The following is a 23521-nucleotide window of genomic DNA, read 5'->3' on the forward strand; positions in this document are numbered from 1 at the left end:
CGGGGGCGGACTCACTTGATGGCGCGTGAGGTAGGGGGGGCGAGCCGCCGCGTCAAGCCGCGCCCGCGTCGAAGATGTCATCAAGAACTGCGTCCGGAAGCGCCATCAATCGCGCCGCGTCGGTCCAGAGCAGGGCGCAGCGCACGGATTTTCCGGGATGAACGGCCCGCAAAAGAGCCCGATACGTCGCCATCTGGCCAAGATAGACTTTCGCCACTGCAGCAACCTCGCTCGGTGGCGGACGGTTGGTCTTGTAGTCGATAATGAGGACTTCGCTCTCGGTCACGACCAGGCGATCGACCTGTCCGCGTATGATTGTATTGGCCGGAAGGCCCGGCGCATGGCCGACAAGCGCGACCTCGGCCCGGCTGTCCGGTCCGAACAGGGGCGCGAACTCGGGATGATCGAGAATGCCCAGCGTTTCAGTGACGATCTGCGCCCGGTCCGCCGCGGCGATGTCGGGCTGGGCCGACAGGAAGCGCGTGGCCGCCGCCTCGCGCCGCTCCTGCGGCAGGTCAGGCAGGGTCTGGAGCAATTTGTGGATCACATCACCGCGCCGGAAACGATGCCCGCCAGGATCAGCCAGCGGTGAGCGAACAGCAGGTTCGGCGTCCTCGTCTGCCAGCAGGCTGGACGGGGCGGCGCTGCGGATCTGTCCGTCCTCCAGCCCTGCGGCAGAGGACGCCCAGTCGGGTATGGCCGCCCGCTCACCGGCCGCATCCGTGGGGCGCCCCAGAGCAATGGGTGCCGGCCCGAAACGCAAACCCGTGCCGGCCTCGTCGACCACGGCATCCACCGGCGTGGATATCGCCTCCCAGCCCTCGCCCTGCCAGGCATCGGCGAGCTGTTTGTACCAGCTATCGTCAGAAACCTTGCCTGTCTCGCCCTGCCCTTGGCGCCAGCCGCAGACGATCAGTCGATCGCGGGCCCGGGTGAGGGCGACATAGAGAAGCCGACCATGCTCGGCCAGCTGCCGGTTCTGGGCCTCAAGGCGCAGCGCTTCAACCACATCCGGGTCCTCGGCCTTGCGCGGCGACCAAAGGAGACCGCAGTCCGGATGGGCGAAGACCGGGTCACTCTTGCCCGTGAGCGGGCTGCGGGTCGTGTCGGGCAAAATGATCACCGGGCGTTCCAGCCCCTTGGACGCATGCACGGTCATCACCTGGACTTCGTCGCGGTCCGGGCTCATCTCGCGCTTGATCTGCGTCTCTTCGCCCTCAATACGCGCCACAAAGCTCGCCAGAGCCCCGCCTTCCTCGCGCTCATGCTGAAGCGCACGGGCGAGGAATTCCTGCAGAGGATCACGCGCCTCCTCGCCGAGGCGGGCATAGATGCGCGCCCACCGCGTCTCACCGGTTGGCGTACGGGCATTGAGAAAGCCGGTGAAAAGGTCATAGAGCCGCGCCTTGTCGGCCTGGTCTCGCAGCGTGGTCAGCGCCTGGCAGGCATCCGCAAAGCGCTTGTCCTCGCTGGTGAAGAGCGCGTTCCATAAAGTGCCACGACGTTTCAGATCGCTGCGGGAGCGGGCGAGGTCGTAGAGCGCCGCCTCATCAATTCCCGGCTGATCCGGATCGATCGGGTCAAAGAGCGGCGAGCGCAGGACTTCTGCCAGGGCAAGATCATCGCCCGAAGTCATCGCAAAACGGCCCAGGGCCAGCATGTCCTTCACGGCGGTCTGCTCACGCAGCACCATGCGATCGGCGCCCGCGACCGGGACGCCTTTCAGCTTGAGCTGCCGGATGACTTCCTCGAAAAACCCACCGGTTCGCCGCCAGACCAGAATGGCAATATCGGAGGGTCGCACCGGCCGCTTCGTGAAACGCCCCGATTTTTCCTCCCAGACCGCATCGCCGCGGCGGAGCATATCGGCGATCTCACCAGCCACCGTCTGCGCGAGCAGGTCACGGGAATTGCCGCGGGCCTGCAAATCGACCGGGTCGAAAATGGAGGTCTCTTCGACTTGGCCGGGCTTGGGGATGGCCGGCCATATCTCCACACAGCCCGGTGTCCCCGAGCGCGCTGCACGGTGGCCCTGATAGCGCGCGAAGGGCAGATCAGTCGCACCCGCCTGGAACTTCATCTCGGGCGCCGGCAGCCGCGCCGAGAAAGCCTGGTCCACCGCGATGAGGATTTCCGGCGCTGAACGGAAGGAAACATCCAGGCCCGGTCGCTCGAAGCGCAGCCCGGCTGCCGATGCCGACGCCGCGAGGCGATCCCCCTCGGCCAGAAAACGGGCCGGTTCGGCCCCCTGGAAAGAATAGATGGATTGTTTCTCGTCACCGACAACGAAGAGAGTCCGGCCCTGCTCGACGGCCCCTTCACCCGCGAAAAACTCCGCGGTCAGGCCACGGATCATGTCCCATTGCTGGGGTGCAGTATCCTGCGCCTCATCGATCAAGGCGTGGGCCAGCATGCCGTCCAGCTTGTAGCCAACCCATCCCGAAAACGGGTTGTCCGGCGCCAGAAGGCGCCCAGCCAGTCTCACCAGATCATCGAAATCCAGGGCCCGCGCGCGCTCAAGTGCCGCGTCATAGGCTTCGACGAAGCGGGCCGTGACGGCCAGCGCTACCGCACTGCCCCGAGCGATCGCGGCGCGCTGGATCGTGTCGCGCGCCGCATCAAGCCGCGCCACTTCGGCCTCCAGCAAGGCCAGGACGTGCGGGAAATTCACGGCGATTGTATTGGTGGCGAGATGCTTCACGCGCGGCCCCTTCACCGTGAAGAAGGCGGAAAGATAGGTATCAAGGGCGAGGTCAGGCGATTCAGCCGACAGGGCGCGAGCGAGGATATCGCCGCGCTTGATATCATTGGCCGCGCCCTCATGGCACATCACATGGGCCGCCGCTTCGACCTCGGGGCGCGGCACGGCGGCCATGACGTCCCTTTTGAGGCCTTCCGGATCACAGTCGACCGGCAGGTCCAGGACCGACCAGAGTTGAGCTTCCAGCGCTGCTAGACCGCCGGCATTCGCGATACTGGCAGCGAAGTCATGGCGGTTGGAGCGCGCCCAACGCAGGATGACGGCAAGTGCATCCGGCCCACCCACCTCGATCAGCGTACCGACCTCCTGCTCGGACAAGGTAGACAGAACGGCCTTGCGCGCCGCCTCCATGGCCTGCCCGGCTGCCGCATCATCCAGGGTTTCGAAGCCGGGCGGTGCACCCGCCTCCAGGGGAAAGCGGCGCAGCAGGTTTTCACAGAAGGCATGGATTGTCTGGATCTTGAGACCACCGGGCGTTTCAAGCGCCTGGGCGAAGAGTTTGCGGGCCTTGTCCGCCTCGCCGGGCTTGAGATCACGGCCGAGCAGATCCTTCAGTTCAAGCGCCAGCTCGGCATCGGGCGTGACCGACCAGTCCCCGAGCCGCTTGAACAGGCGCTCCTTCATCTCGGCCGCGGCAGCCTTGGTATAGGTGACGCAAAGAATGGCCTCAGGCTTGTTGTCGTCGAGCAGGAGATTGATGACGCGGTCGACCAGGACACGGGTCTTGCCGGAACCCGCATTGGCCTCGACAAAGACGCTGGCCTCCGGCCGCGCCGCGCGCTGCTGGGCCCGACTTGCCGCCTCTTTGATATCCGGATCGAAGCAGGCCCCGCTCATTCGCTGCCCTCCGGTTTTTCGCCCGCCGCCGATGCCCACTCCCCACGTCGGGCAAGATGATCGAAATCCCCGTAATCATTCACATATTGCGCACGAATTTGGCTGCCATAGGGCATTGTTTCGTCATCGAAACGAGCGATCCACTGGCGCAGGTCCGCAATCGCCATATCCGCAAATTCGGACGCTTCAAGGGTCTTTCCCCCGTCGATCCGCACCTCCTTGCCACCCTGCGCATTGCCCGGCAGCGAGATGTAGTAGAGGCCCGACGGGGCCCCCGGTTCCAGCGCTTCAAACGCTCCTTCGCGCGCCATGGCGGCGGTCAGCGGCAATTGCGGGTCGAAGCCGGCCTTGATCGATTTGGCGCTCGCCGACGCCCCGGTTTTATAGTCGATGATGTCCAGCCGCCCGTCCGGATGACGGTCAAACCGGTCCGACCGCCCCGTCAATGCCCATTCGCCTGCGGGACCCTCAAAGCCCATGCGGCCCTTGATCTCGACCCGGTCGAGACGGATGCCCCGAGCCCGGCGCTCGATCTCCCACCCCACCAGCCAGCGCGCTGCCCGCTCAAAACGAGCCCGCTCGAGGACACGGTCTTCCGGGCCGAAACCGACCTTTTCGAGGTGCGGTTCGGCCACCGCCAGCAACTGGGCAACCGCATCATCGGGAATGCCCTCCGTCCAGCGCGGGACGACTGCTTCGAGCGCGTCATGCAGCGCCGAGCCCCGCTCGCGTGGACCGGGCGGCATGTCAGCCGGGTCCAGGCGCCGCAGGCCCAGAACGTGTCGGGCATAGATGGAGTAGGGATCACGCACCCAGGTGCGGATCTCGGTGATCGACATCCGGCGTGGCCGCACACTGACCGGCGGACAGGGTGCCGGTCGCGGGGCCGGTCGGGGCGGCATCCCGGGATCGTCCAAAGCGCGCGACAGGGCGACATAGTCGATGTCCGGCGCAAAAGATTCGGCGGCGGCTTCGCCGAGCGCGCCACGCGCCAGCGTCTTCAATCGCCACAGCCAGCGCGAGGCGACCGTCGGCGAGCCTTCCGACTTCTGGGCCCGTGTCAGGATCACGTCCGGGGCGGCGGCCAGCTGGGCAAAATCATGGGCAGCCAGACCGTAGCGCCGCTCCGGCGCGCCCAGCCCGACCTTGCGCCGCATGCCGGCAGACAGCCAGGGGTCCGCCCCGGGACCCGGCGGCCAGACCCCCTCATTGAGGCCGGCCAGGATGACCCGGTCGGCGGTGATCAGGCGCGCCTCCAGCGGGCCGAGGACCTGAAGGCGTGGGTGGACACCCACACGCGGCGCGACACGGCGGGCGCGGCACATTTCCGCGAAGGCCTGGGCATAATCACGCAAGCGCATTTCGGGCAGGGCGTCGCTTTCCTCAAGGAGAGAGCGCAAAAGACCGGCAGCCGCTTCGCCGCCCTCACCTGACCACACCGCCTCGGCACCGCGTCCGCTGCCATCCTCGGCCAGGGCCTCGGCCGCCTCCGCATGGGCCCGTGCCCAGTCTCGCGCAGGTCGTGTTTCATCACTCAGGAGGTCGGCAAACGCGGTCTCCAGGCAGTCCAGTATCGAGTCGATCTGCGCCCGGTCCGCATCGAAGAGTTTGACGAATTCTCCGTCCAGTCGCGCCCGGACTGCAGCCAGGTCCTGGCCGGGACGGGCTCCACGCAGCGCCTCGGCCTCGAACTTGGCCAGCACGGTATGAGCCTGACCACGCGAGCACCCGCCACGAAACAACGGAGCGCCCCACAAGGCCGTCAGCGCCACGACGCTCCCGCAATTGCTCGCGGCATCCAGCAAGCGTGTGAGAAACGCGCCGGCAGGCGTCTCGGCCAGGGCCGCCCCGCCGGAATCATCCAGCCGAACGCCAAAGCGGATCATTTCAGCCGAGACCCGGCGTGCCAGCATTCGGTCCGGGGTCACGAGGATGGCCGTGCGACCAGGTGTTTCCAGTGTCTCGCGGAGCATGAGGGCGCACGACCGCGCTTCGGTGATCTCGTCCGGCGCCTCGACCAGGCTCAATCCGTCCAGGCCCGCCGCGAAGAAGTCATCGCCATACTGGCCAGTCAGCGTGGCAATCCGGGTCAGCCATTCATCCGTTGTCTCCGCCGGTCGCAGGGCCTCGGCTATCAGGCGCCGCCGCCGGGCCGCCTCGGCTGTCTCGGCCGCGCCTGGCCATGCCTTGACCGCTTCCCGGGCCAGGCCCAACTCCTCGACAAAACGCTTCATCGCCCATTGCGGGTGATCGTCGGCAATCGAGTCCCAGGCCGACTGATCGGCATCCCAGTCAAAGCCGGGCAGGACGACCGCGCCCTGGGGCAGATTGGCGATTACAGCCATAAGGTCGCGAGCCGCGGGGATGGAGCCCGTCGAGCCGACCGCCAGGACCGGATGGTCGGGCGCCTCTCGTGACCAGCGCGCCACCAGCTCACGCAGAACCAGGGAACGCCGACTGGCCGCATCCGTCAGACCCAGCTCGGACAGCCGGGCAGGCCAGACGCGCTGGACGATGTCGAGGAATTCAACAGCCTCGCGCCGGTCTGCCGGGAGATAACTCTCCACCGCCTCGTCCAACGTCGAGAGATCGCTGACATCCTCGGTCGCGAGGTCATCGAGCAGAGCAGCGAGGGAATCAGCCAGTGACAGGGCGCCGCCGACACCGATCGGTCGGCCCAGCGCGCGCTCCTTGGCCAGGATGAGGCGCGCCAGCTCGTAGCGGCGACGCTCCTGCGAGATCGCGGGCGCGGCCAGGCCGGATAGCTCGCCTGGCTCGAAGGGCGGGTCATCCACGTCGACATCGCCGATCGGACGGATCAGAGGCAGCAGCGCGACCCCATTGCCCGCCAGGTCGGCAAAGACATCACCCAACGCCTTCGCCGCCCGGCGAGTGGGTGTCAGGATGAGAAGCCGGGTCAGCGCATCCGGATTTTCCGCCGCGTCAAAAGACTCCCGCAGCGTGGTCGCGATAGCCCGCAGGAAATCCGCCTGGGGCGGGAGAGTGTAGAGGCTGGGCCCGGACGTATCGAAGAGCCGTTCGCTCACCGCGCCAGCCGGGCTTCCGCCTCAGCCAGGGCGTTCGGATCGCCGACATGCATCCAGAATTCCGGCAAGACGACACCATATAGCCGCCCTCCACTGGCCAGGGCGCGCCAGACCTCCATCATCGAAAAACGCGACGCCGAGCGCCCGATCAGGGCGCGCGGATGCAGGATCTGGACACCGGCATAGGCAAAGGGAGCGCTGGCAGCCTCGCCGCGGAAGCGGACCCGCCCGTCGCCCTCCAGGAAAGCGTCACCGGGACCATCAAAGCCAAGCGTATTGCCCATCGGCGCCATCAGCAGGAGGGCGTCCATCCGGCTCCCATCCCAGGCCGCTCGCAGGCTGTCGAGCGAGGCGGCGCCAGCCTCCTCCCAGATCGCATCAATATTGGAAATGAAGACCGGGGCATCGCCAAGCTCGGGCAGAGCCTTGACCACGCCGCCACCGGTTTCCAGCACGTCACCGCGCTCATCCGAGATGATGATCTCCGGGGCGCCTGTGCGGGTGGCGAGATGCGCATCGATGAGATCAGCAAAATGATGGATATTGACGACACAGCGCTCGACTCCGCCGGCCGCATAACGGTCCAGCGCCCAGTCCAGCAGGGTCTTGCCGCCAATTTCGACCAGAGCCTTGGGCCGGTCATTGGTGACCGGCCGCATGCGCGTCCCCAGTCCTGCGGCCAGCGCCATGGCAGTGCGGATCTCGATCATTTGTGGGCTTCCGCGAAGACCTGCGGCGCATGGGCCTTCACCCACATGTGCAAGGGCATCAGGGCCGGATGCTGAAGGTCGGCCACGAAATGGCGCGCGACACGCGGCAGGAGGTCGAGATAGTTCTGCTTGCCGTCACGCATGGCAAGTCGGACGAAGATGCCGAGGATCTTGGCGTTACGCTGTGCGCCCACTACCGCGTAGGCGGCATCGAAACCGGCCGCATCCTCAATCCCGGCCTGCGCAATGAAACGGGCCTTGAGCGGCACCGCCAGCTTGCGCTCGACATTGCGCCGGGCATCCTCGATCAGCGAGACGAGGTCATAGGCCGGATGCCCCATGACCGCGTCCTGAAAGTCGAGCAGGCCAATCGCGGCCTCGCCGTCCCGATCCGGCAAGAAGATGAGATTTTCAGCGTGAAAATCCCGCAGCACCAGTCCGGGCGCACAATGGTCAAGACGCTCGAAGGCGCGGGCCCAGATTGCGTGCCAGTCGTCGCGCGCAGCCTCGTCGATCCCGGCGCCGACATATTTGCCCAGGAACCAGTCGAGGAACAGGTCGGCCTCGGCCATCAGCGCCGTCGTGTCATAGCGAAGAAGCGGCCAGGACTGGCCATCGCGCTCAACCGTGGCGGGAAAACTGGACCGGTAGATGGCCGCCAGCACATCTACCGCCTTTGCGTAAAGCGTGCCTTCATGCAGTTTGCCGGGCAGGAGACGGGCGATCAGGTCATCGCCGAGATCCTCAAGCAGCAGAAAGCCTCCCGCCATATCGCTGGCGAGAATGGTCGGGGCGGAGAAACCGCGCTCTCCCAGAATGTCGGCCAGGCCGGCGAAGGCGACCAGATTGGCACCCGCGAGACGCGCCACCGCATTATAGCCCAGCGCGACCCGCTCATCCGGACTCGCATCCGGCGGGCAGACCGGCGCTTCCGCCGAGGCCGGCGCATCCATCAACATGGCCTTCGCCTCACCCCGCCTCAGGCGAACATAGCGCCGGGTCGACGCGTCGCCGGGCAATGGCTGCTGCTCTGCATCACCCCATCCGGCGGCGTTCAGGAAGGCCGCCATCGCGGCGTTTCGGTCAGATATCGTCAAGGCGTGTCTCCCACTCCCCGAACCCTGTTAAGCGTGCCCGCCGCGGTGTGTCCATGGCGTCGCCCGGACTATCCCCGGCCATTTCGAGATGGATTTCCAGCCGGTCATCCGGCACCAGGCCGAACAGCCGGTCCGGCCATTCAATCATCACGATGATGTCCCCGAAGGCATCCTCCAGACCCAACTCATCCAGCTCCCCGGCCTGTTCGATCCGGTAGAGATCGGCATGCCAGAGTTCGCCTTTTTCACCATCATAGGTCTGGATCAGCGTATAGGTCGGGCTGGGCGCATCCTCGACTCCGCACAAGGTCGCAATGACTGTGCGGGCGAGTGTCGTCTTGCCGGCTCCGAGATCACCGGTCAGGAAGACGGTGTCGCCGGCGCGCAAGGCCGCAGACAGGCGATCTGCGAGGGCCTGCGTGGCTGCCAGGTCGGGCAAGGAAACAGAGTTCGAATTCCCCATGGATTGCGCTTAGCGAAGCCCGCCCGACACGGCAAGCGGTGAGGCTGAATCTTGACTCGACCGTGAACGCTGTTCATGTGCTGGGGACCTAACGGAGACAAGCATGCCGAAGATCACCTATATCGAGCACAACGGAACCGAACACGTCATTGATGTCGACGCCGGACTGACCGTGATGGAAGGCGCCGTGCGCAATCTGGTTCCCGGAATTGACGCGGATTGTGGCGGAGCCTGCGCCTGCGCGACCTGCCATGTTTATGTAGACCCGGCCTGGGCCGAGAAAACCGGCTCGCGTGAAACGATGGAAGACTCGATGCTGGACTTTGCAGAGGAGGTCCAGGAGACCTCTCGCCTGTCCTGCCAGATCAAGGTCACCGACATGCTTGACGGCCTGATCGTGCGGATGCCGCAAAACCAGGGCTGATTGCCTGTCGCAGCGTCTTGAGCTGTCACGGCAAGCCCGGGATTATTCGGCGCGGGCCCGATCACCGGCCAGTCGCGTGGCTGCCCGGCTGGTGAAATCCAGCTCGGGCGGGGCCGCCGTGCTGCGCGGCTCCAGCGGCAGATGGCACGAGACCAGCGTGCCGTTTTCCGGCTCGGACTGAAGCTCGACCCAGCCGCCGTGCAGTTCGGCAATTTCCTTGACCAGTGACAGGCCAAGACCGGCACCGCCGCGCTCGCCCCGCGAGAACCGGTCAAACACGCTGGCCTGCTTGTCCGGGGCGATACCCTCGCCATCATCCTGGACCCAGAGCGTGATGTCCTCGCCATTGCGGCGCGCGCCAATCGTCACCGCACCACCGGTGGCGACATGGCGGACTGCATTGGAGAGCAGGTTCATCGACACCTGTTTCAGGCGATTGCGATCCGCCCGGAGCAGACCCAGATCGTCTTCCACATCGATCGACAGCTTGATGGCGTGGTGATCGGCGCGGGCCGCGATGAGCTCGGCGGCTTCCCGGGCCACATCACCCAGATCGACATCGCCGAGTTCCAGCTCGAGCTGGCCTGCATCGATCGCCGCTACATCGAGAATATCGTCGATCAGCTTCGCGAGATGAGCCGCGGCTGACTGGATTGCCGACATCGGTTCTTTCTGTCGATCGGACAACTCACCGGCAAAACCCTGGGCCAACATGTCGGCATAGCCGCCAATCGTCGTCAGCGGCGTGCGCAATTGATAACTCACATGCTCGACGAATTCGGTCTTGATGCGTTCTGACGTCTCCAACGCCTCCGCCCGCTCGCGCAGGGCTTCTTCGATACGGCGACTATCGGTGACGTCATCCCAGCAGATCAGCGTCGCGCCATCAGGCAGCGGTCGTGTCAGATAGGTCAGGACCCGGCCGTCGGAACGGCGCATCTCGCCAGTGACCTGCTTGCGGGCCTGCGGGCTGGGATCCGTGACCCGGGCCTTTATGTCGGTCCAGACGCGGTCATCCGTGAACAGGGCCGCGCAGGTCTCCGACACCGTATCGAAATCAGGCTGACCATCCAGCTCATCAGCCTCGAAACCCCACAGGTCCTCGAAGGCAGAATTATTCAGCTGCAGACGACCATGGGCCCCGAACACCGCGACGGCCTCGTGCAGCTTGTCGAGCGTGGCCCGCTGGACATTGATCAGCGTGTTATAGCGGGCGCGCAGGGCAAGTTCGTCGGTCTTGTCCTCGAAAATCAGCATGAGACCGCCGAGCGGGTGGCGTTGGCGAGCGACACGCAGGGTCCGGCCATCGGGCAGAGGCCAGAGCTCGTCCGGCGTTTCCTCGTTCGGTGGGGCGTCATAACGCGCCAGCTCTTCGCTCTTCCAGCCGCCGAAATCGGCCTGCTCGGGCAGAAGGCGCTTCTCGCGCATGCGATCGAGGAATTGGGCGTGCCCCGGCCGCTCATTGAGCCAGGCATCGTCCAGCTTGAACAGGTTGGAGAACGCCTTGTTGTGAAAGTTCAGGCGCTTGGACCGATCGAACACCACCACGGCCTCGGCCATATGATTGAGGGTGTCATCATGGGCCCGACGGAAGCGGGCGAGCGCCGCCTTGGCTTCCTCGCCATCGGTCACATCCACGGCGAAGCCCGCCGCGCCGCCCGAGACCGGGAAAACCAGGAAATTCAGGCCGCGCCGGGCTCCGTCGACCACAACAATGCGCATTTCCTCCACCGATTCGCCGGCAGCGGTCGCGCGGTTGGCCAGGTCGGACATCGCCCCATCCAGAAGGATCTGGCGGTCTAGCGTGGTGTCGATCGTGTCGCTCTCGACGGCTTTCACATAGGCCTGGTTCGCCCACTCCATCCGGCCACTGGCATTCATCCGCCAAGCCGGGAAAGGCGCGCGCCCAAGCATGTCGAGGAAGGCCAGCGGATCCTTGGAGACCAGACGGCGAGCCTCTTCGATCCGACCCCGTGCCCCGGACTCCTCGAGGCCGCGAATCGTTGCGTCGGACAGCCAGACCACAAGCTGGGTTCCGGCGGCGCGCCCATCGACTTCGAGGAAGCGCCCGCTCGGGCCGAGTATGGTCAGGGAAAAAGGTTGGCCCTTCTGCGTCAACTCCTGGAAGCGGCGGCGCAGTGTTGTTTCATCGCCGCCGGCCGATCGGGCTTCATAATCGGCGAGACCTTCCATGAGGAGGCCGGCCGGGTTGGGGCCATCGCTTGCCTCGGCAAAGCGCAAGAGCGAAGCCAGCGCGACAGAGGACCCAAAGATGCGCGGTTCACCCCAACCTGTTTCAGGACCGTCAGATGGCGGTTGATCCCAGACCAGGACCAAGCCGGGATGAGCGCCGAACACGCTGTCGGCCCGGGCGATGCGGTCTTCGAGTTCGGCCAGTTTGCGGCGCCAGAGCGCCTGCGCGCCACGCGCACCGGACGTCAGCTTGAAGGCCCATATGCCGACAGCGACGGCAAAGGCTACGGCCCCGACGGTGACAGCAAGTGTCACGAACTGAAATGTCTGTCCGGTCATCAATGTCGCCCTGGGTGCGGACCCGCCCCCAAATCGCTTGCGGCCCTCACGAATCACCATGATACCGGCCACTGGACTCGCGGGCGATGCCCGGGCCGGTAAAAACTCTAATAAGTTATATACCCCGGCGAAGAAAAATGGGGAAAAACAAGGCGCGCACCGGGGCGGCACCGGGCGTCAGCCCTGCAATATCCAGAGCCGAGGCACGCCCGGGCTGATCCGCGCTGCACGCCCCGGCACACTGCAGGAAGATGTGGAAACTGCGATCAGCTCAGCGAATGTGCACTTCGCCGGCGCGAAATTCGAACATGACGACGCAATTCTCCAGGCTGTCCACTCCGTCCAGCGGAGCAAACTCCCAGTTCGAAACCGCTCGCTCGGTGGCCCGGTTAAACGGCCCGTCAGGCACGGCGCGATGAACGCGTGCGCGATGGACACTGCCATCGGCATAAACATGGAAGCGCACCACGACCCAACCCTGCCGACCCCGCGCCCAGGCGCGGGCCGGATAATCCGGTAGCGCGGCCGACACGGCAGCGAGGGTCGAACCCCGACAATCCTCCGGCCCCATCATGCGTTCGACATTCGGCGGAACCGGCAATTGGTCCCGCGGGATGAACGGGCCACGCCCAGGCGGCGCCAGACCTGGCAGGTCCGGCATCGGAACCCCGCCACAGGCGGTCAGGACCAGGCAGAAACAGACGACCAAGCTTCGCATGGCGGCAAGCTAGCGACTCACCGGAGAACACGGAAGCACGCTTTCAGCGAGGCGGCGGCGGAACAGATGTTGAACAATTTCTGAAGAATTGATGAAGGCCGTTCTATTTCCGGCATCAAACTTGTAGACTTGATGGGAAACGGGTGAGGGGCCTGCCGATTTGGGACAATCGGACGGGTGATTTGTTGTTAGAGGTGCGTAAAGCCATGTCTTTGTTACCGACCGCGCATGCCGGGCAGTCTTTCGGCGCCCGCCGGATCGATTTCTATACAGTGTCAGGCGAGGTTTCCGCCTCCGATGACGGGACGGGCCGCGTCACCGACACGGATGGCATGGCACACGATGTCCACCTCCTGGAACGGTCGAATGCGCTGGCACCGGGGGATACGGCCAGCGTTTTGCGGGTCCAGGCCGGTCCCAATCGGCGCTCGCGCCCGGCGGCCATCGTCAATCACACGCGCGGCACCTGGATGCGGGCCTCTCCGGATGCGACCGGACTTCTGGCCCGCTCGGGCGTGACCCGTGGCTTCAATTGGTGGCTCTCCGTCCTGGCCCTGGCCTTGGTCGCCATCGCCGCCGTCTGGCCCGCCATTCACGGCTTCCTGACCGAGGTCAATGGCAATCTGATGGCATCAGTTCCGGCTTTTGACGTTTACGCCGAGATCGCCGCATTCCTGCCCGGCCTGTCGGGTTGGCGTCTCGAAAATGCCCTGCCGTCCGGCCTGCTGGATGGGCTCGCATCACTCGGCTTCGTCCCGATGGATCAACTGACCGAATGGGGCATTGGCATCGGGGCCGGCCTTCTGGCCCTGCTGAGCTTCCTCGGACGCTCCTGGCGCCTGGTCTACATCCCGGCGCTTGCGGCCCTGGCACTGGCGACCGGTGCCATTCTGGGCGCCGCCCTGCCAACACTCGCGGTAATTGGTGGCAGCCTGCTTTTCTTCATGCTTGGTGGCCTGATCAATCGCATTCGCGATGGTGGGCGCTTCAATGCCCGCGTTGCTCGCCTCGCGGAACACGCCCTGCGCAATCCGCCCCAGGAAGGCGTACGCACCAGTGACACGTCCGACGCCGCCAAGGCCGGTGTGATTGCGAGCGCCGCCATCGCTGCGGCAACCGCAACCGCCGAGGGCAGTGACGCGCCGGCCGCTGCCGACGTCAGCGACGAGCAGGTCGAGGCGGGCGCTGATACGGATTCTGACCGGGAAGCCAGCGACGACTCTTCATCAGACACTCCTGAAACCGTCGAAACGGCCCAGGACGATGGCGGGTCCGGCGAGGTGGAGGCACCGGCCCAGGATGACCTTTTGCCTGCTGCGCCAACCAGCGATGCGGAAACAGATATTGCGGCAGACGCCACAGAAGTTGTGACCACCGACGAAACAGATATTGCCTCCGACAGTGCGGCCGTCATTGCGGTCACCGGCGAAGCAGAGGCCGCTTCCGATGAGGCCGCCTCGGATTCTGCTACAGTCATTGCGGCACCCGACGCAGCCGAAAACGCCTCCGACAGTGCGGCAAACACCGCAGTCGCTGACGAAACAGAGGTCGCGAGCGACCAGGCTGCGGATGCAGCCGCAGCGTCTGATGCCGGGATTCGCACTGACAATGCCGCCGTTGAGCCGATTGCCGAAATCGTTGAGGCTGACGAGACTGACGAGGCTGCGGGAGAAGACGCACCGGTCGAGGCCGAGAGCGACGCCGCTCCCGAGATGAGTTCGGATACGGGCAGTGAGGTAGGAACCGATATCCCGGCCACGGATCCGGTGGTCGCCGAGGAAGAGTTGGATGACGACCTGCCCAGCCTCGATGATGTCGCTGCTGCCGCCGCTCTGACGGCTGTCGAGACGTCAGAGCCCGAAACCGGTGAGACCGCGGACGCCGCGGCATCGCCAGCGGCGGTTGACCTTGATGATGAACGCACCATGCCTGTCGCTCCGCCACCGCCCATGCCGGGGGAAGAGGCGGCCAGTGCTGACGCCACCACCGAGACAGAGGTCGCGCCGGAAACAGCAACAGTCCCCGAACCCGCCATTGCCGCTGCGGACGCGCCAGAACCGGTCGCGGACGTGACGGACGCGATCGCAGATGCGCCGGCAGTGGTCGCAGATACATCGGAACCCGACGCGGAAGTGACGGCAGAGGTCACAGACATCGCCGCCACCGCGATCGTCGATGACCCGATGATGGATGACGGTGCGGATCCGATGATGAGTTCGGAAGGCAAGGCCGATTACGCACCTGGCGCCCCGGACATTGATATCGACCGCGCGCCGGCCCGTCAGGACTGACCGGATCCACCCAACAGAAAGCCCGTCAATTGGCGGGCTTTCCTGTTTCCGGGTCCTGAAATGCGGTCAGACGTCCTCGTGAAATCCGGCCTCGACCAGGTCGCAGAGACTGTCGGCCGCCGTCTTGGCATCCGGTCCTTCGGAGACTATTCCGATCACCGAGCCCTTCGCGGCAGCCAGCATCAGCAACTCCATGATCGAATCCGCATTCACGGTCTCGCCATCGCGCGAGACATGGATGGTGGCATCAAAACCCTGGGCCATTTCCACGAATTTCGCCGCGGCCCGGGCATGCAGCCCGCGCGCATTGCAGATGGTGACCTCGCGCGCAACGTGCGTCACTTGCCAGCACCTTCAAGAACATTCGAGGCGATCGCAATATAGCGCTTTCCCGCGTCCTCACCCATGCGCGACAGGCTGTCCAGATCAGCCCGCGAGCGGGCTTCAGCCAGTTTGATCAACATCGGCAGATTGACGCCGGCAATGACCTCAACCTTGCCCGGTTCGAGCAAGGAAATCGCCAGGTTGGACGGGGTCCCGCCAAACATGTCGGTGAGAATCAGCACGCCTTCGCCGCGATCCGCATCCTCGATGGCCTGCTTGATATCGCCGCGGCGCTTTTCCATGTCATCGTCCGGCCCGATGCACACGGCCAGGAACGCATCCATCGGCCCCACCACGTGTTCCGTGGCAGCGACAAATTCATCGGCCAAACGGCCATGGCTGACTACGACGACTCCGATCATGAAAGCATCTAAACGCGGCTTGAGTTGGGGGGGAAGCGTCTTTTTGCAATCGCACCGGCAATTTGTCAGTCGCCAGCGTCGGCGGCTGGCAGTTCGACGGTGAAGCGCGCACCGACCACATCGCCATCCTGATTGCGTCGGTTTCGGGCAATGATCGTGCCGCCATGCGCCTTGACGATCTGACGCGAGATGGCGAGGCCGAGACCGGAATGGGTGCCGAATGCAGCGCCTTTCGGGCGCTCCGTATAGAAACGGTCGAACACGGCCTCCAGATTGTCCTCCGGTATACCGGGGCCCTGGTCATCGACATGGATCTTCAGACTGGTGCGCCCTTCCATCTGGCCACGCCGCAACGAGACCAGAATTTCGCCCCCTTCAGGCGAAAAGGTCAGCGCATTGTCGAGCAGATTTCGGAACACCTGCCCCAGCGGATCACCGCGACCAATCACCAATGCCGACCGGACCTGCTGGTCCAGCCGGATACTGGCCGGAAGGCTGCCCGCCTCATTGTAGGATTCGGCGAGCTCTGCGAGCAGGGTGGCCAGGTCGAAACGGCTGACATCCTCGCGCGCCAGCTCGGCATCAACGCGGGAGGCGCGGGAAATGTCGGTAATGAGACGATCCAGACGCCCGACATCGGCCACGATCACGGCCAGCAAGCGGTCGCGTCGCTCCGCATCCTTCGCCTTCGGCAGGACTTCGACCGCCGAGCGGATCGAGGTCAGCGGGTTTTTAAGCTCATGGGCAACATCGGCCGCGAAACTTTCGATCGCATCGAGCCGGTCATAGAGCGCTTCGGTCATGTCAGACAGGGCGACACCGAGCTCGCCAATCTCGTCATTGCGGCTGCGCAGATCCGGCATGGTGACGCGCCGCCCGCCGGCCCGCCGGGCTTCGCGCGCCGACCGCGCCAGGCGTCGGATCGGGCGGGCGATGAAGACAGTCAGGGCCAGTGAGGACATCGCTGTCACGAGGGCGGCGATAATCATGAAGGGCAGAAGCGCACGCCGTTCGGCCTCGATCAATGTGTCCAGATCGTAGGATTCAATCGTCACCACGCCGACGATGGCCCGGACCGGCTGGATCGGGAGGGAGACCGACACAACGCGACGACCATCGGTCTCACGCCGCACCCCGGCGACCGTTTCACCATTAATGACCTGACGCACTTCGTCACGCAGGTTTCGCCCCATCGCCTCGCGCTCTTCGGAGGACCGCAGAAGATTGGCGAGCGCGTCAAGAATTTGCACCGGCAGAGAGCGGGCGCTCTCGGTTATGGGGGGGCGCGGCGCACCCGGCGGCGGCAATTGGGTCGTCTCGAAGACATCGGCCAGCAGATGGCTGTCGGCGACAATCGCGGCGCCCTTGTCAAAGACGATGACGCGGGATTCCTCGGGCACGTAGAGCTGACGCAGGATGGCCCGGGCATCTTCATTGCGCAGCGCCGGCGCCGGCGCGCCATCCGATGCCCCTTCGGCGAGCACATTGGCGATCAGCTCGCCCTGCGCGCGCAGGGAATCCAGCTTGGCATTGACGAGACCGCGACGGGTCTCGGTCAGGGCCAGCATGCCCACGACAAGAACGCCGAGAGCGACAAAATTCGCCATCAGGATGAGTTGAGCCAGCCGCGAAGACGGCCGCGGCGCGAGGCTGCGAAGCAGCGCCCCGGCTCGCCGCAGGCCCGACGTCGCGGAGCTGGTATCAGTCTTCTTTATAGCGGTAACCCACACCGTAGAGCGTCTCGATCGCGTCGAAGCTCTTGTCGGATTCCCTGAACTTCTTGCGGATGCGCTTGATATGGCTGTCGATCGTCCGGTCGTCGACATAGACCTGGTCGTCATAGGCCGCGTCCATGAGATTATCACGGCTCTTCACATAGCCCGGACGCGTGGCGAGGGCCTGGAGAATGAGGAATTCCGTGACCGTCAGACGAACCGGCTCGCCCTTCCAGGAACAGGCGTGGCGGTTCGGGTCGAGGAGCAGGCTTCCACGCTCGAGCGGCTTGCTGTCGCCCGGCTCGAGACCGACCGTTCCAACCGNNACCCGCTCACCCAAAAGACGCTGGGAGAAGGGTTTGGCGATATAATCATCGGCACCGAGATTGAGACCGAGCGCCTCGTCGAACTCGTCATCCTTCGAGGTCAGGAAGATGACCGGAAGGTTCGAGGACTGGCGCAGGCGGCGCAGCAATTCCAGCCCGTCCATGCGCGGCATCTTGATATCGAAAATGCCGAGGTCCGGTGGATCCTCGGTCAGGGCGGTCAGTGCGGAGGCCCCGTCATTATAGGTCCGCACATGATATCCTTCGCCTTCGAGAAAGATCGAAACCGATGTGATGATGTTTTCATCATCATCCACAAGTGCAATCGTCGCCATGCCATCTCCGCGCGCTGACCCCGTCAATCGGGGCGCAAATTGATCCGCGTATCGGGACCATAGCCGCGGCCGGGCCGACACGCCAAGCTCCCTTGATGAATCAGGAGCATGGTTCACCCGGTTTTAAGCCTCTTTGTGCCATCAATAAGGCTCCAGGGGAGATGGTGCATGTCCGGCGACGTCCATTACGAAATCTTTTTCAAGAAGAACCGCAAGGCCGGCTGGGCCCTCAGCGAAGCGCTCGAGGACCGTGAGAAGGCCATAAAACTGGCCCACACGATGATCGCCAAAAACAAGGACGCCTCGGTCCGGGTGACCAAGGAAACCTTCAAGTCGGAGCATCGCAAATTCCGTTCCGTCGCTGTCTTCGAGGGCGGCGCCGAGACGATGGGTACGGAAGCCGAGAAGACCGGCGAAGCACGCCTGCCCTGTCTGACCCCGGATGATCTGGCGAAGCCGCACGCCCGCGACACGATCCGCCGCGTACTGACAGGCTGGCTTGAGCGCATGCAGGCCATCCCGATGGAACTGCTGCACCGTCCGGATCTGGTGGAAAGCCTCGAAGCCTCGGGCACCGAACTGCAGCACGCGGTCCAGAAAGTGGCCATTGCCTCGGCCAGCGACAGCGATGCTGGCGTGCACGGCTATGTCAAACAGCTCAACGAGCTGGTCCAGAAATCACTGGCGCGCATCTACAAGGATGGCCGCGACCAGCGCCTGCCGGAATATCCGGCGAAAGCCAATTTCGCGGACATTGCCGGAGACATCCACAAGCGCGACCCCCGGGCCTATACCTTGCGCGCGGCAATGGCCGACCGCCTGCGCCATGAAAAAAAATTCGGCGACAAGCTGGAGGCCCTGTTGGACATGGCTGACAGCATGCCGGCCGAAGACAGCGCCCGCAACTTCGCACTCGACGAGGTGGATCACTACATCGCTGAGGTCATCGCCTTTGATGCCGGGCGCGACGCCCTGCTCGGCAAATGCAAGGATTTGGGCGAGACGCTCGAACGCCTCTCCTGTCTGTTTGACGGCGACCATTCCGCCGACGCCCTGAATCTGGCCCCCAGCGCGGCCAAACGTCTGGCGCGGAAAATTCACGGCAAGGAATTTCCAGCCTGCCGCGCGACCATCGCAGGCTGCATCCTGAAAGATCTGGAACGCCCCAAACGCCTGCGCCCCAGCAGCGTCCGCGATGAGGTGCGCCTCGCCCGGGACCTGGCCAGCCGCCTGGTCATCTGCGCCGACAGCACCCTGCCCGCGGACGCGCTGATCAAGGCCTTCGGCTCGCGCTCGGCCCGCCTCCTCCAGCCGGAAATCATCGACGAGCTTCTGCGTCATTCACGCGGCGCCGACGAAGACCTCGACCGTCTGATCGCACTCGAAGAAAACCTTGTCGGCGAGAGCAACAAACAAAAGCTGGCCGGCTATATCCGCTCAACGCTCGGCTCCAACCAGGCCGATGCCTGGTATGTACGCGGCGACGCCAAGCCGCTGGAACGTCTGGCCAAGTTGACCGCCCAACAGGCCAAGGTCCTCAAGGGCGGGTACCCCGAACGCGACAAGCTCGAGCTGGCCGCCAGTTTTGACGCGATGGGCATGAAGGTCGTCGATGACAGCAAGGTTCTGAACATGGTCGAAGGTGGAGACCGACCGGCTCTGGACAAGGCGACCGGATTGCTGCGTCTCGCAACGGGTGGCGCCCTGCCGGTCGGAAACTGTTCAGCCGATGCTCAGGCGAGAGCCTTGCGCCACCTCAAGTCTGCGGTCGGCCTGAGTGAAGCCCAGTCGGAAGGCGGTCGTCCGAAGTTGCGCCAGATCCAGGGCATGTTGCAGGAACTGACCATCATGCAGACGAAGACCGGCTGACGCTTTTTTGGTCGCGCAATCCCCGAAACTGGCTAATCTCCCACCATGATGCTGCGCCACGTCCTCACTTTCATCGTCGGCCTCGCCTCCGGCACGGCGCTGGCGGCGATTCTCGTTTTCAGCCCGATCGAGATCGGCGGCGTCAGCAATGGTCCCTGGATCACCAACCCGAATATTGGTTCCAGCGACGCCAACCCGCTCATCCGCAGCCTGGTCGCCCGGCGCGGCCTGCTGGCGCTGACCCGCGAGGAGACGGTCTATTTCACCGCCACACGCGACAGTTCGGGTCACAATCTGAGCGAACGCTGCGCCTATGAAGTCATCGGCGAGGCCCCGCCAGCGCGCTGGTGGTCGATCACCATCTATGACGAGGACAGCTTCCTGCCGCGCAACGGGCACGACCGGCACGCCGTCACCAGCACGTCGGCCGCCGTCGACACGCAGGGGCGCGTGGTCATTCCGGTCGGGCAGACGACGCCCGGTGCAATCGCCACCGACAATGCCGGCCTGTTCTCCCTGACGCTGCGCCTCTATCACCCCGACCCGGTCGTGCTGGATGATCTGGACAGCCTCATATTCCCGCGCATCGAGCGCCTCGGCTGCGAGGGCGAGACATGAAACCGTCCGCAGCCCTGCCCTTCCTGCCTTACGTGCTCGGCCTGGTGATCGGCGCCGCCATTACACTGGACCGCCTGCCCGGCCTCATCATGAGCCGCGCGATGGACCGCATTGAAGCACTGGGGGCCGCGACCGGCTCCGTGCGACACGCCCCGAGGGTCACCGCCGAAAACCAGACCATCGTCCGCGCCAGCCCGGACATTCTCTACTCGATCTGCCTGTTCGATCTCGCCGACGGACCAATCCGGGTCGACGCGACCTGGCCCGCCGACGGCAATTACGCCTCGGTCAGCTTCTTCGATGCCAACACCAATAATTTCAGCGTGGTCAGCGACCGGGATGTCGACGACGTCTCGACCTCGATCAGCCTCGCCCGCCGGTTTGAGTCCTTCGCCCCGGGACAAACCGATGAGAGCGCGTGGTCGCCTACCCAAACCGGCCTCATCCTCTATCGCCGGGTAATCGATGCCAGTACCGATCTCGACATCGCCGAGACCGAGCGTCAGGACTTCACCTGCACCCAGATGGCCGATCAGTAATTTGCCTTTGTTGGCGCAGCTGGTGAGACTTCCCGCTTCAACATGCTGGGGATAGCCATGAAAACCACCATTCTTGCCGCACTGGCCACGTCTGCCGTGATCGTCGCGCCGGCCGCCGCTGACGACGCAACCGACATCCAGACCGTCATTGACGACCTCTATGCCGTCATTTCCGGTCCGGTCGGACAGGAACGCGATTTCGACTCCATGCGCGAGATGTTCATGGAAGGCGCTTCCATGGGCGCTGTCGCCGCTGGCCCCGAGGGCAATGGCGCCGGCCGCGTCATTACGCTGGATGACTATATCGAACGGTCCGGCCCGTGGCTGGTCGAGAATGGTTTCACCGAACGCGCCACACGCACCGAGATCGACCAATGGGGTGAGATTGCCTATGCACGCTCGGCCTATGAAGGCGTCAATGGCGTCACCGGCGAGGTCTTCCTGATCGGCGTCAATTTCATCACCCTGTTCAAGATCGAGGGTGACTGGAAAATCGCGTCGATCCTGTGGCGGACGGAAAGCGAAGACTGGCCGGTTGACGCTGCATTTGAGTGACAGGTGTCTGCCGCGCCCGACTCTGGCGCGCATATCCGGCTCTCCGGACCCTTCCCCTTCCATCGACCGCGCAAGGCCATGTCGCGACGCGACGGAGAGGGGGAGGGTCAGCGCCTTGGCTCAAAGACGCCCGGAGCCGCAAGTGCGGTCCTGATATCCCGGGCTTAGCCTGGGACCACTGCCCGTCGGACCTCGATGGCATTCCGAAATTCAAATTCCTCCGCACCGGTTGCCCGGACTCTCTTGGTTTGCCTCATGAAGTCCGCCGAAACTTCAATCAGGTAGAGAATGTCGGCCGGCGCGTTGTTATCATGCCCCCGGCTCGACAGCTCCGCCGACCAACCCGTTTCGCTCTGAGTGAAAGCGACGAGGTCTGCCTCGACCATTTCAGCGCCGCCACTTCCGACACTGGCCACAATCAGACGACCAGACTCAATCGTCAGCAACTCGGCTCCGAATACGCGATATCCCGGATCGGTGAAGGCCAGTTCGGTGATCATGTAGGAACCATCCGGTGCGAGCCGCGTCGAGCGTTCATGCGGGATCTCGGTCCGCTCACCGGACTGGTAATCCCGATAGGCCAGGACGCCCGACCAATGCCCGGCAAGCCCGGCCAGGGCCGATTCAAACGCCTCCATGTCCTGAGCCGCGCTTGCCGAAGACAGGGCAGCAAAACCGAAAAGGGCCACTAGAAAATGTCGCATGATAGTCTCTCCATGATGACGGTCCGGAAGGGGCCGCCCTAACACCTTCATCCTCTCCGATTTGTTCCTGTGCCGCGTCCGAACCCCGGTAATCTGGCAGATTTACAGGATTTGAGACGTCACGGAGCGGTCAGAAGGGCGCGCGCGCGCGCCGGAGTCTGGCCCGTTATATCCTTGAAAACCCGATTGAAAGTTGCCTTCGAATTGAAGCCACTATCGAGCGCCAGTGCGAGTATGTCCCGCTTGCCGACGCCTTCGGCGAGTTTCGCGCGGACGTGGTCAACCCTGACCTCGTTGATAAAGCGGTTGAAGTTAACCCCGGCGCCCTGGTTCACGGTACGAGAGAGATAGCTCTCATTGGTCCCGATTCGGCGTGCTAGCTGGCGAGCGGTCAGACGTGGTTCCAGGTGCCAAGCCTCCGCCTGCACGCGGGCCCGCAATTTGCGGGCTTCAACCACCCAGTCCCGCCCACCCGGGACGCGCTCCTCACGCGGCTCTGATTCACCAAGCTTCGGGAAAGGCTCTCTCTGCAACAGCAAGGCGCACTGACCGATTGCCAAGAAACACAAGGCGACAACCACATGAAAGCCGAAAGTGTCATAATAATTCAGCGGGACGACCAGGTTGTCGATCACGACCATAATCGTGCCGGAGATCAGCACCAGGCCCGACAACCCCAGAAACAACGGGAGCCAGCGGCGATCGAACTCTGCAGCGGCCGACGAATGGTTGCCGAGAAACTGACGGTGCCGCCAATAGGCTCTCCCGGCACCGGAAAGGCCGGCCAGCGTCAAGATCAAGGCCAGGCCATTGCGAAGGGGCCAGTAGAAACCAGCATGAAATTCACCGACCCGGTCCCAGCGCGCCTCGAACGGCTGCAGGAACCAATAAGCCTGATAACTGAAATCAATCATTCCAGGCAGCATCAGCCACCAGACGGCAACCGGAATCCGCCCGGTCGTCAGAGCGATCCCATAGCCTAGGATCAGGGGGCCAACCAACAGATCGTTCTGGAAAGGGGCGAAGGAGAGCCAGGGAAACGCGTCATAGAAGCCGGCAAAACCAATCAGTTGAGGCATAAGTGTGAGACTGACCACAACCAGAAGAGCAGCCAGGAGCCAATTGGACGGTCGCTCGAAAGGGCGCAGGGCCAAGAGTAGGGCCGCAAGCAGCAATTGCGTCGTCACGACCAGCAGAAGGGCTGCACGCCAACCGAAGAAGAGCTCGTCCATGC

Annotated in this window: 19 protein-coding genes and 1 pseudogene; 6 read left to right on the plus strand and 14 right to left on the minus strand. The window is 64.2% G+C overall.

Annotated features, from left to right (window positions below):
- Positions 1-52 precede the first annotated feature (52 nt).
- Genes addA through tsaE form a run of 5 tightly spaced genes read right to left on the minus strand, consistent with a single transcriptional unit; the run spans position 53 to position 8915 of the window.
- Positions 53-3598 carry a double-strand break repair helicase AddA gene (addA, locus tag JXQ94_RS13045; RefSeq protein WP_421924227.1) on the minus strand — a complete coding sequence of 1182 codons (3546 nt, stop codon included), beginning with the start codon at positions 3596-3598 and terminating at the stop codon, positions 53-55.
- Positions 3595-6645 carry a double-strand break repair protein AddB gene (gene addB, locus JXQ94_RS13050; protein ID WP_421924228.1) on the minus strand — a complete coding sequence of 1017 codons (3051 nt, stop codon included), beginning with the start codon at positions 6643-6645 and terminating at the stop codon, positions 3595-3597. The genes addA and addB overlap by 4 nt, the downstream gene beginning before the upstream one ends.
- Positions 6642-7355 carry a nucleotidyltransferase family protein gene (locus JXQ94_RS13055; RefSeq protein ID WP_421924229.1) on the minus strand — a complete coding sequence of 238 codons (714 nt, stop codon included), beginning with the start codon at positions 7353-7355 and terminating at the stop codon, positions 6642-6644. The genes addB and JXQ94_RS13055 overlap by 4 nt, the downstream gene beginning before the upstream one ends.
- Positions 7352-8452: an aminoglycoside phosphotransferase family protein gene (locus JXQ94_RS13060; RefSeq protein ID WP_421924230.1), complete on the minus strand. Its 1101-nt coding sequence runs from the start codon at positions 8450-8452 to the stop codon at positions 7352-7354. Before JXQ94_RS13060 ends, JXQ94_RS13055 begins: the two co-directional genes overlap by 4 nt.
- Positions 8439-8915 (minus strand): tRNA (adenosine(37)-N6)-threonylcarbamoyltransferase complex ATPase subunit type 1 TsaE, encoded by a 477-nt coding sequence (tsaE, locus tag JXQ94_RS13065; protein ID WP_421924231.1) that lies wholly within the window; start codon positions 8913-8915, stop codon positions 8439-8441. Before tsaE ends, JXQ94_RS13060 begins: the two co-directional genes overlap by 14 nt.
- Positions 8916-9018: 103 nt before the next feature.
- Between tsaE and JXQ94_RS13070 the strand changes: the two genes are divergently transcribed.
- Positions 9019-9339 (plus strand): 2Fe-2S iron-sulfur cluster-binding protein, encoded by a 321-nt coding sequence (locus tag JXQ94_RS13070; RefSeq protein ID WP_421924232.1) that lies wholly within the window; start codon positions 9019-9021, stop codon positions 9337-9339.
- 42 nt (positions 9340-9381) lie between these two features.
- On the opposite strand, the gene JXQ94_RS13075 is transcribed toward JXQ94_RS13070, so the two are convergent.
- Positions 9382-11871, minus strand: a complete 2490-nt coding sequence (locus JXQ94_RS13075) for an ATP-binding protein (protein ID WP_421924233.1) — start codon at positions 11869-11871, stop codon at positions 9382-9384.
- A gap of 271 nt (positions 11872-12142) precedes the next feature.
- The gene (locus JXQ94_RS13080) at positions 12143-12589 is read right to left on the minus strand and encodes an energy transducer TonB (RefSeq protein WP_421924234.1); all 447 of its coding nucleotides are present in this window, start codon (positions 12587-12589) and stop codon (positions 12143-12145) included.
- Positions 12590-12795: 206 nt separating this feature from the next.
- Here JXQ94_RS13080 and JXQ94_RS13085 point away from each other — a divergent pair, with 206 nt between their 5' ends.
- Positions 12796-14880 carry a hypothetical protein gene (locus JXQ94_RS13085; protein ID WP_421924235.1) on the plus strand — a complete coding sequence of 695 codons (2085 nt, stop codon included), beginning with the start codon at positions 12796-12798 and terminating at the stop codon, positions 14878-14880.
- A 66-nt stretch (positions 14881-14946) separates the two neighbouring features.
- Here JXQ94_RS13085 and JXQ94_RS13090 read toward each other — a convergent pair whose 3' ends face one another.
- The 5 genes and pseudogenes from JXQ94_RS13090 to JXQ94_RS13110 form a co-directional block, all read right to left on the minus strand.
- On the minus strand, positions 14947-15222 hold the full coding sequence (locus JXQ94_RS13090; protein WP_421924236.1) for an HPr family phosphocarrier protein: 276 nt from the start codon (positions 15220-15222) through the stop codon (positions 14947-14949).
- Positions 15219-15626: a PTS sugar transporter subunit IIA gene (locus JXQ94_RS13095; RefSeq protein ID WP_295696398.1), complete on the minus strand. Its 408-nt coding sequence runs from the start codon at positions 15624-15626 to the stop codon at positions 15219-15221. Before JXQ94_RS13095 ends, JXQ94_RS13090 begins: the two co-directional genes overlap by 4 nt.
- Positions 15627-15691: 65 nt before the next feature.
- The gene (locus JXQ94_RS13100) at positions 15692-17356 is read right to left on the minus strand and encodes a stimulus-sensing domain-containing protein (protein ID WP_421924237.1); all 1665 of its coding nucleotides are present in this window, start codon (positions 17354-17356) and stop codon (positions 15692-15694) included.
- The coding region (locus JXQ94_RS13105) for a winged helix-turn-helix domain-containing protein (protein WP_421924238.1) at positions 17328-17665 on the minus strand (338 nt) is incomplete at its 5' end. The genes JXQ94_RS13105 and JXQ94_RS13100, both read right to left, overlap by 29 nt.
- A gap of 2 nt (positions 17666-17667) precedes the next feature.
- A pseudogene (locus JXQ94_RS13110) lies at positions 17668-18002 on the minus strand (response regulator); the annotation flags it as partial.
- A 168-nt stretch (positions 18003-18170) separates the two neighbouring features.
- Between JXQ94_RS13110 and JXQ94_RS13115 the strand changes: the two are divergent.
- The 4 genes from JXQ94_RS13115 to JXQ94_RS13130 are packed head-to-tail and all read left to right on the plus strand — an operon-like array spanning position 18171 to position 21583.
- Positions 18171-19871 (plus strand): hypothetical protein, encoded by a 1701-nt coding sequence (locus JXQ94_RS13115; RefSeq protein WP_421924239.1) that lies wholly within the window; start codon positions 18171-18173, stop codon positions 19869-19871.
- 45 nt (positions 19872-19916) lie between these two features.
- Positions 19917-20489 (plus strand): DUF1214 domain-containing protein, encoded by a 573-nt coding sequence (locus JXQ94_RS13120; RefSeq protein ID WP_421924240.1) that lies wholly within the window; start codon positions 19917-19919, stop codon positions 20487-20489.
- Complete coding sequence (locus tag JXQ94_RS13125) at positions 20486-21028, plus strand: DUF1254 domain-containing protein (RefSeq protein WP_421924241.1); 543 nt, start codon at positions 20486-20488, stop codon at positions 21026-21028. The genes JXQ94_RS13120 and JXQ94_RS13125 overlap by 4 nt, the downstream gene beginning before the upstream one ends.
- A 57-nt stretch (positions 21029-21085) precedes the next feature.
- A complete protein-coding gene (locus tag JXQ94_RS13130; RefSeq protein WP_421924242.1) occupies positions 21086-21583 on the plus strand; it encodes a hypothetical protein in 498 nt (165 codons plus the stop codon).
- A gap of 164 nt (positions 21584-21747) precedes the next feature.
- Here JXQ94_RS13130 and JXQ94_RS13135 read toward each other — a convergent pair whose 3' ends face one another.
- Both JXQ94_RS13135 and JXQ94_RS13140 read right to left on the minus strand, forming a co-directional pair.
- A complete protein-coding gene (locus JXQ94_RS13135; protein ID WP_421924243.1) occupies positions 21748-22287 on the minus strand; it encodes a hypothetical protein in 540 nt (179 codons plus the stop codon).
- 119 nt (positions 22288-22406) lie between these two features.
- Positions 22407-23519, minus strand: a complete 1113-nt coding sequence (locus JXQ94_RS13140; protein WP_421924244.1) for a helix-turn-helix domain-containing protein — start codon at positions 23517-23519, stop codon at positions 22407-22409.
- Positions 23520-23521: the final 2 nt, after the last annotated feature.

Origin of the sequence: Maricaulis maris (assembly GCF_049116555.1) — a bacterium.
Taxonomy (GTDB): domain Bacteria; phylum Pseudomonadota; class Alphaproteobacteria; order Caulobacterales; family Maricaulaceae; genus Maricaulis; species Maricaulis maris_C.

Coding starts and splice junctions, on each gene's coding strand:
- addA (WP_421924227.1), bottom strand. CDS start 3,598: ATGAGCGGGGCCTGCTTCGATCCGGATATCAAAGAGGCGGCAAGTCGG.
- JXQ94_RS13055 (WP_421924229.1), bottom strand. CDS start 7,355: ATGATCGAGATCCGCACTGCCATGGCGCTGGCCGCAGGACTGGGGACG.
- tsaE (WP_421924231.1), bottom strand. CDS start 8,915: ATGGGGAATTCGAACTCTGTTTCCTTGCCCGACCTGGCAGCCACGCAG.
- JXQ94_RS13070 (WP_421924232.1), top strand. CDS start 9,019: ATGCCGAAGATCACCTATATCGAGCACAACGGAACCGAACACGTCATT.
- JXQ94_RS13075 (WP_421924233.1), bottom strand. CDS start 11,871: ATGACCGGACAGACATTTCAGTTCGTGACACTTGCTGTCACCGTCGGG.
- JXQ94_RS13080 (WP_421924234.1), bottom strand. CDS start 12,589: ATGCGAAGCTTGGTCGTCTGTTTCTGCCTGGTCCTGACCGCCTGTGGC.
- JXQ94_RS13085 (WP_421924235.1), top strand. CDS start 12,796: ATGTCTTTGTTACCGACCGCGCATGCCGGGCAGTCTTTCGGCGCCCGC.
- JXQ94_RS13095 (WP_295696398.1), bottom strand. CDS start 15,626: ATGATCGGAGTCGTCGTAGTCAGCCATGGCCGTTTGGCCGATGAATTT.
- JXQ94_RS13115 (WP_421924239.1), top strand. CDS start 18,171: ATGTCCGGCGACGTCCATTACGAAATCTTTTTCAAGAAGAACCGCAAG.
- JXQ94_RS13120 (WP_421924240.1), top strand. CDS start 19,917: ATGATGCTGCGCCACGTCCTCACTTTCATCGTCGGCCTCGCCTCCGGC.
- JXQ94_RS13125 (WP_421924241.1), top strand. CDS start 20,486: ATGAAACCGTCCGCAGCCCTGCCCTTCCTGCCTTACGTGCTCGGCCTG.
- JXQ94_RS13130 (WP_421924242.1), top strand. CDS start 21,086: ATGAAAACCACCATTCTTGCCGCACTGGCCACGTCTGCCGTGATCGTC.
- JXQ94_RS13135 (WP_421924243.1), bottom strand. CDS start 22,287: ATGCGACATTTTCTAGTGGCCCTTTTCGGTTTTGCTGCCCTGTCTTCG.
- JXQ94_RS13140 (WP_421924244.1), bottom strand. CDS start 23,519: ATGGACGAGCTCTTCTTCGGTTGGCGTGCAGCCCTTCTGCTGGTCGTG.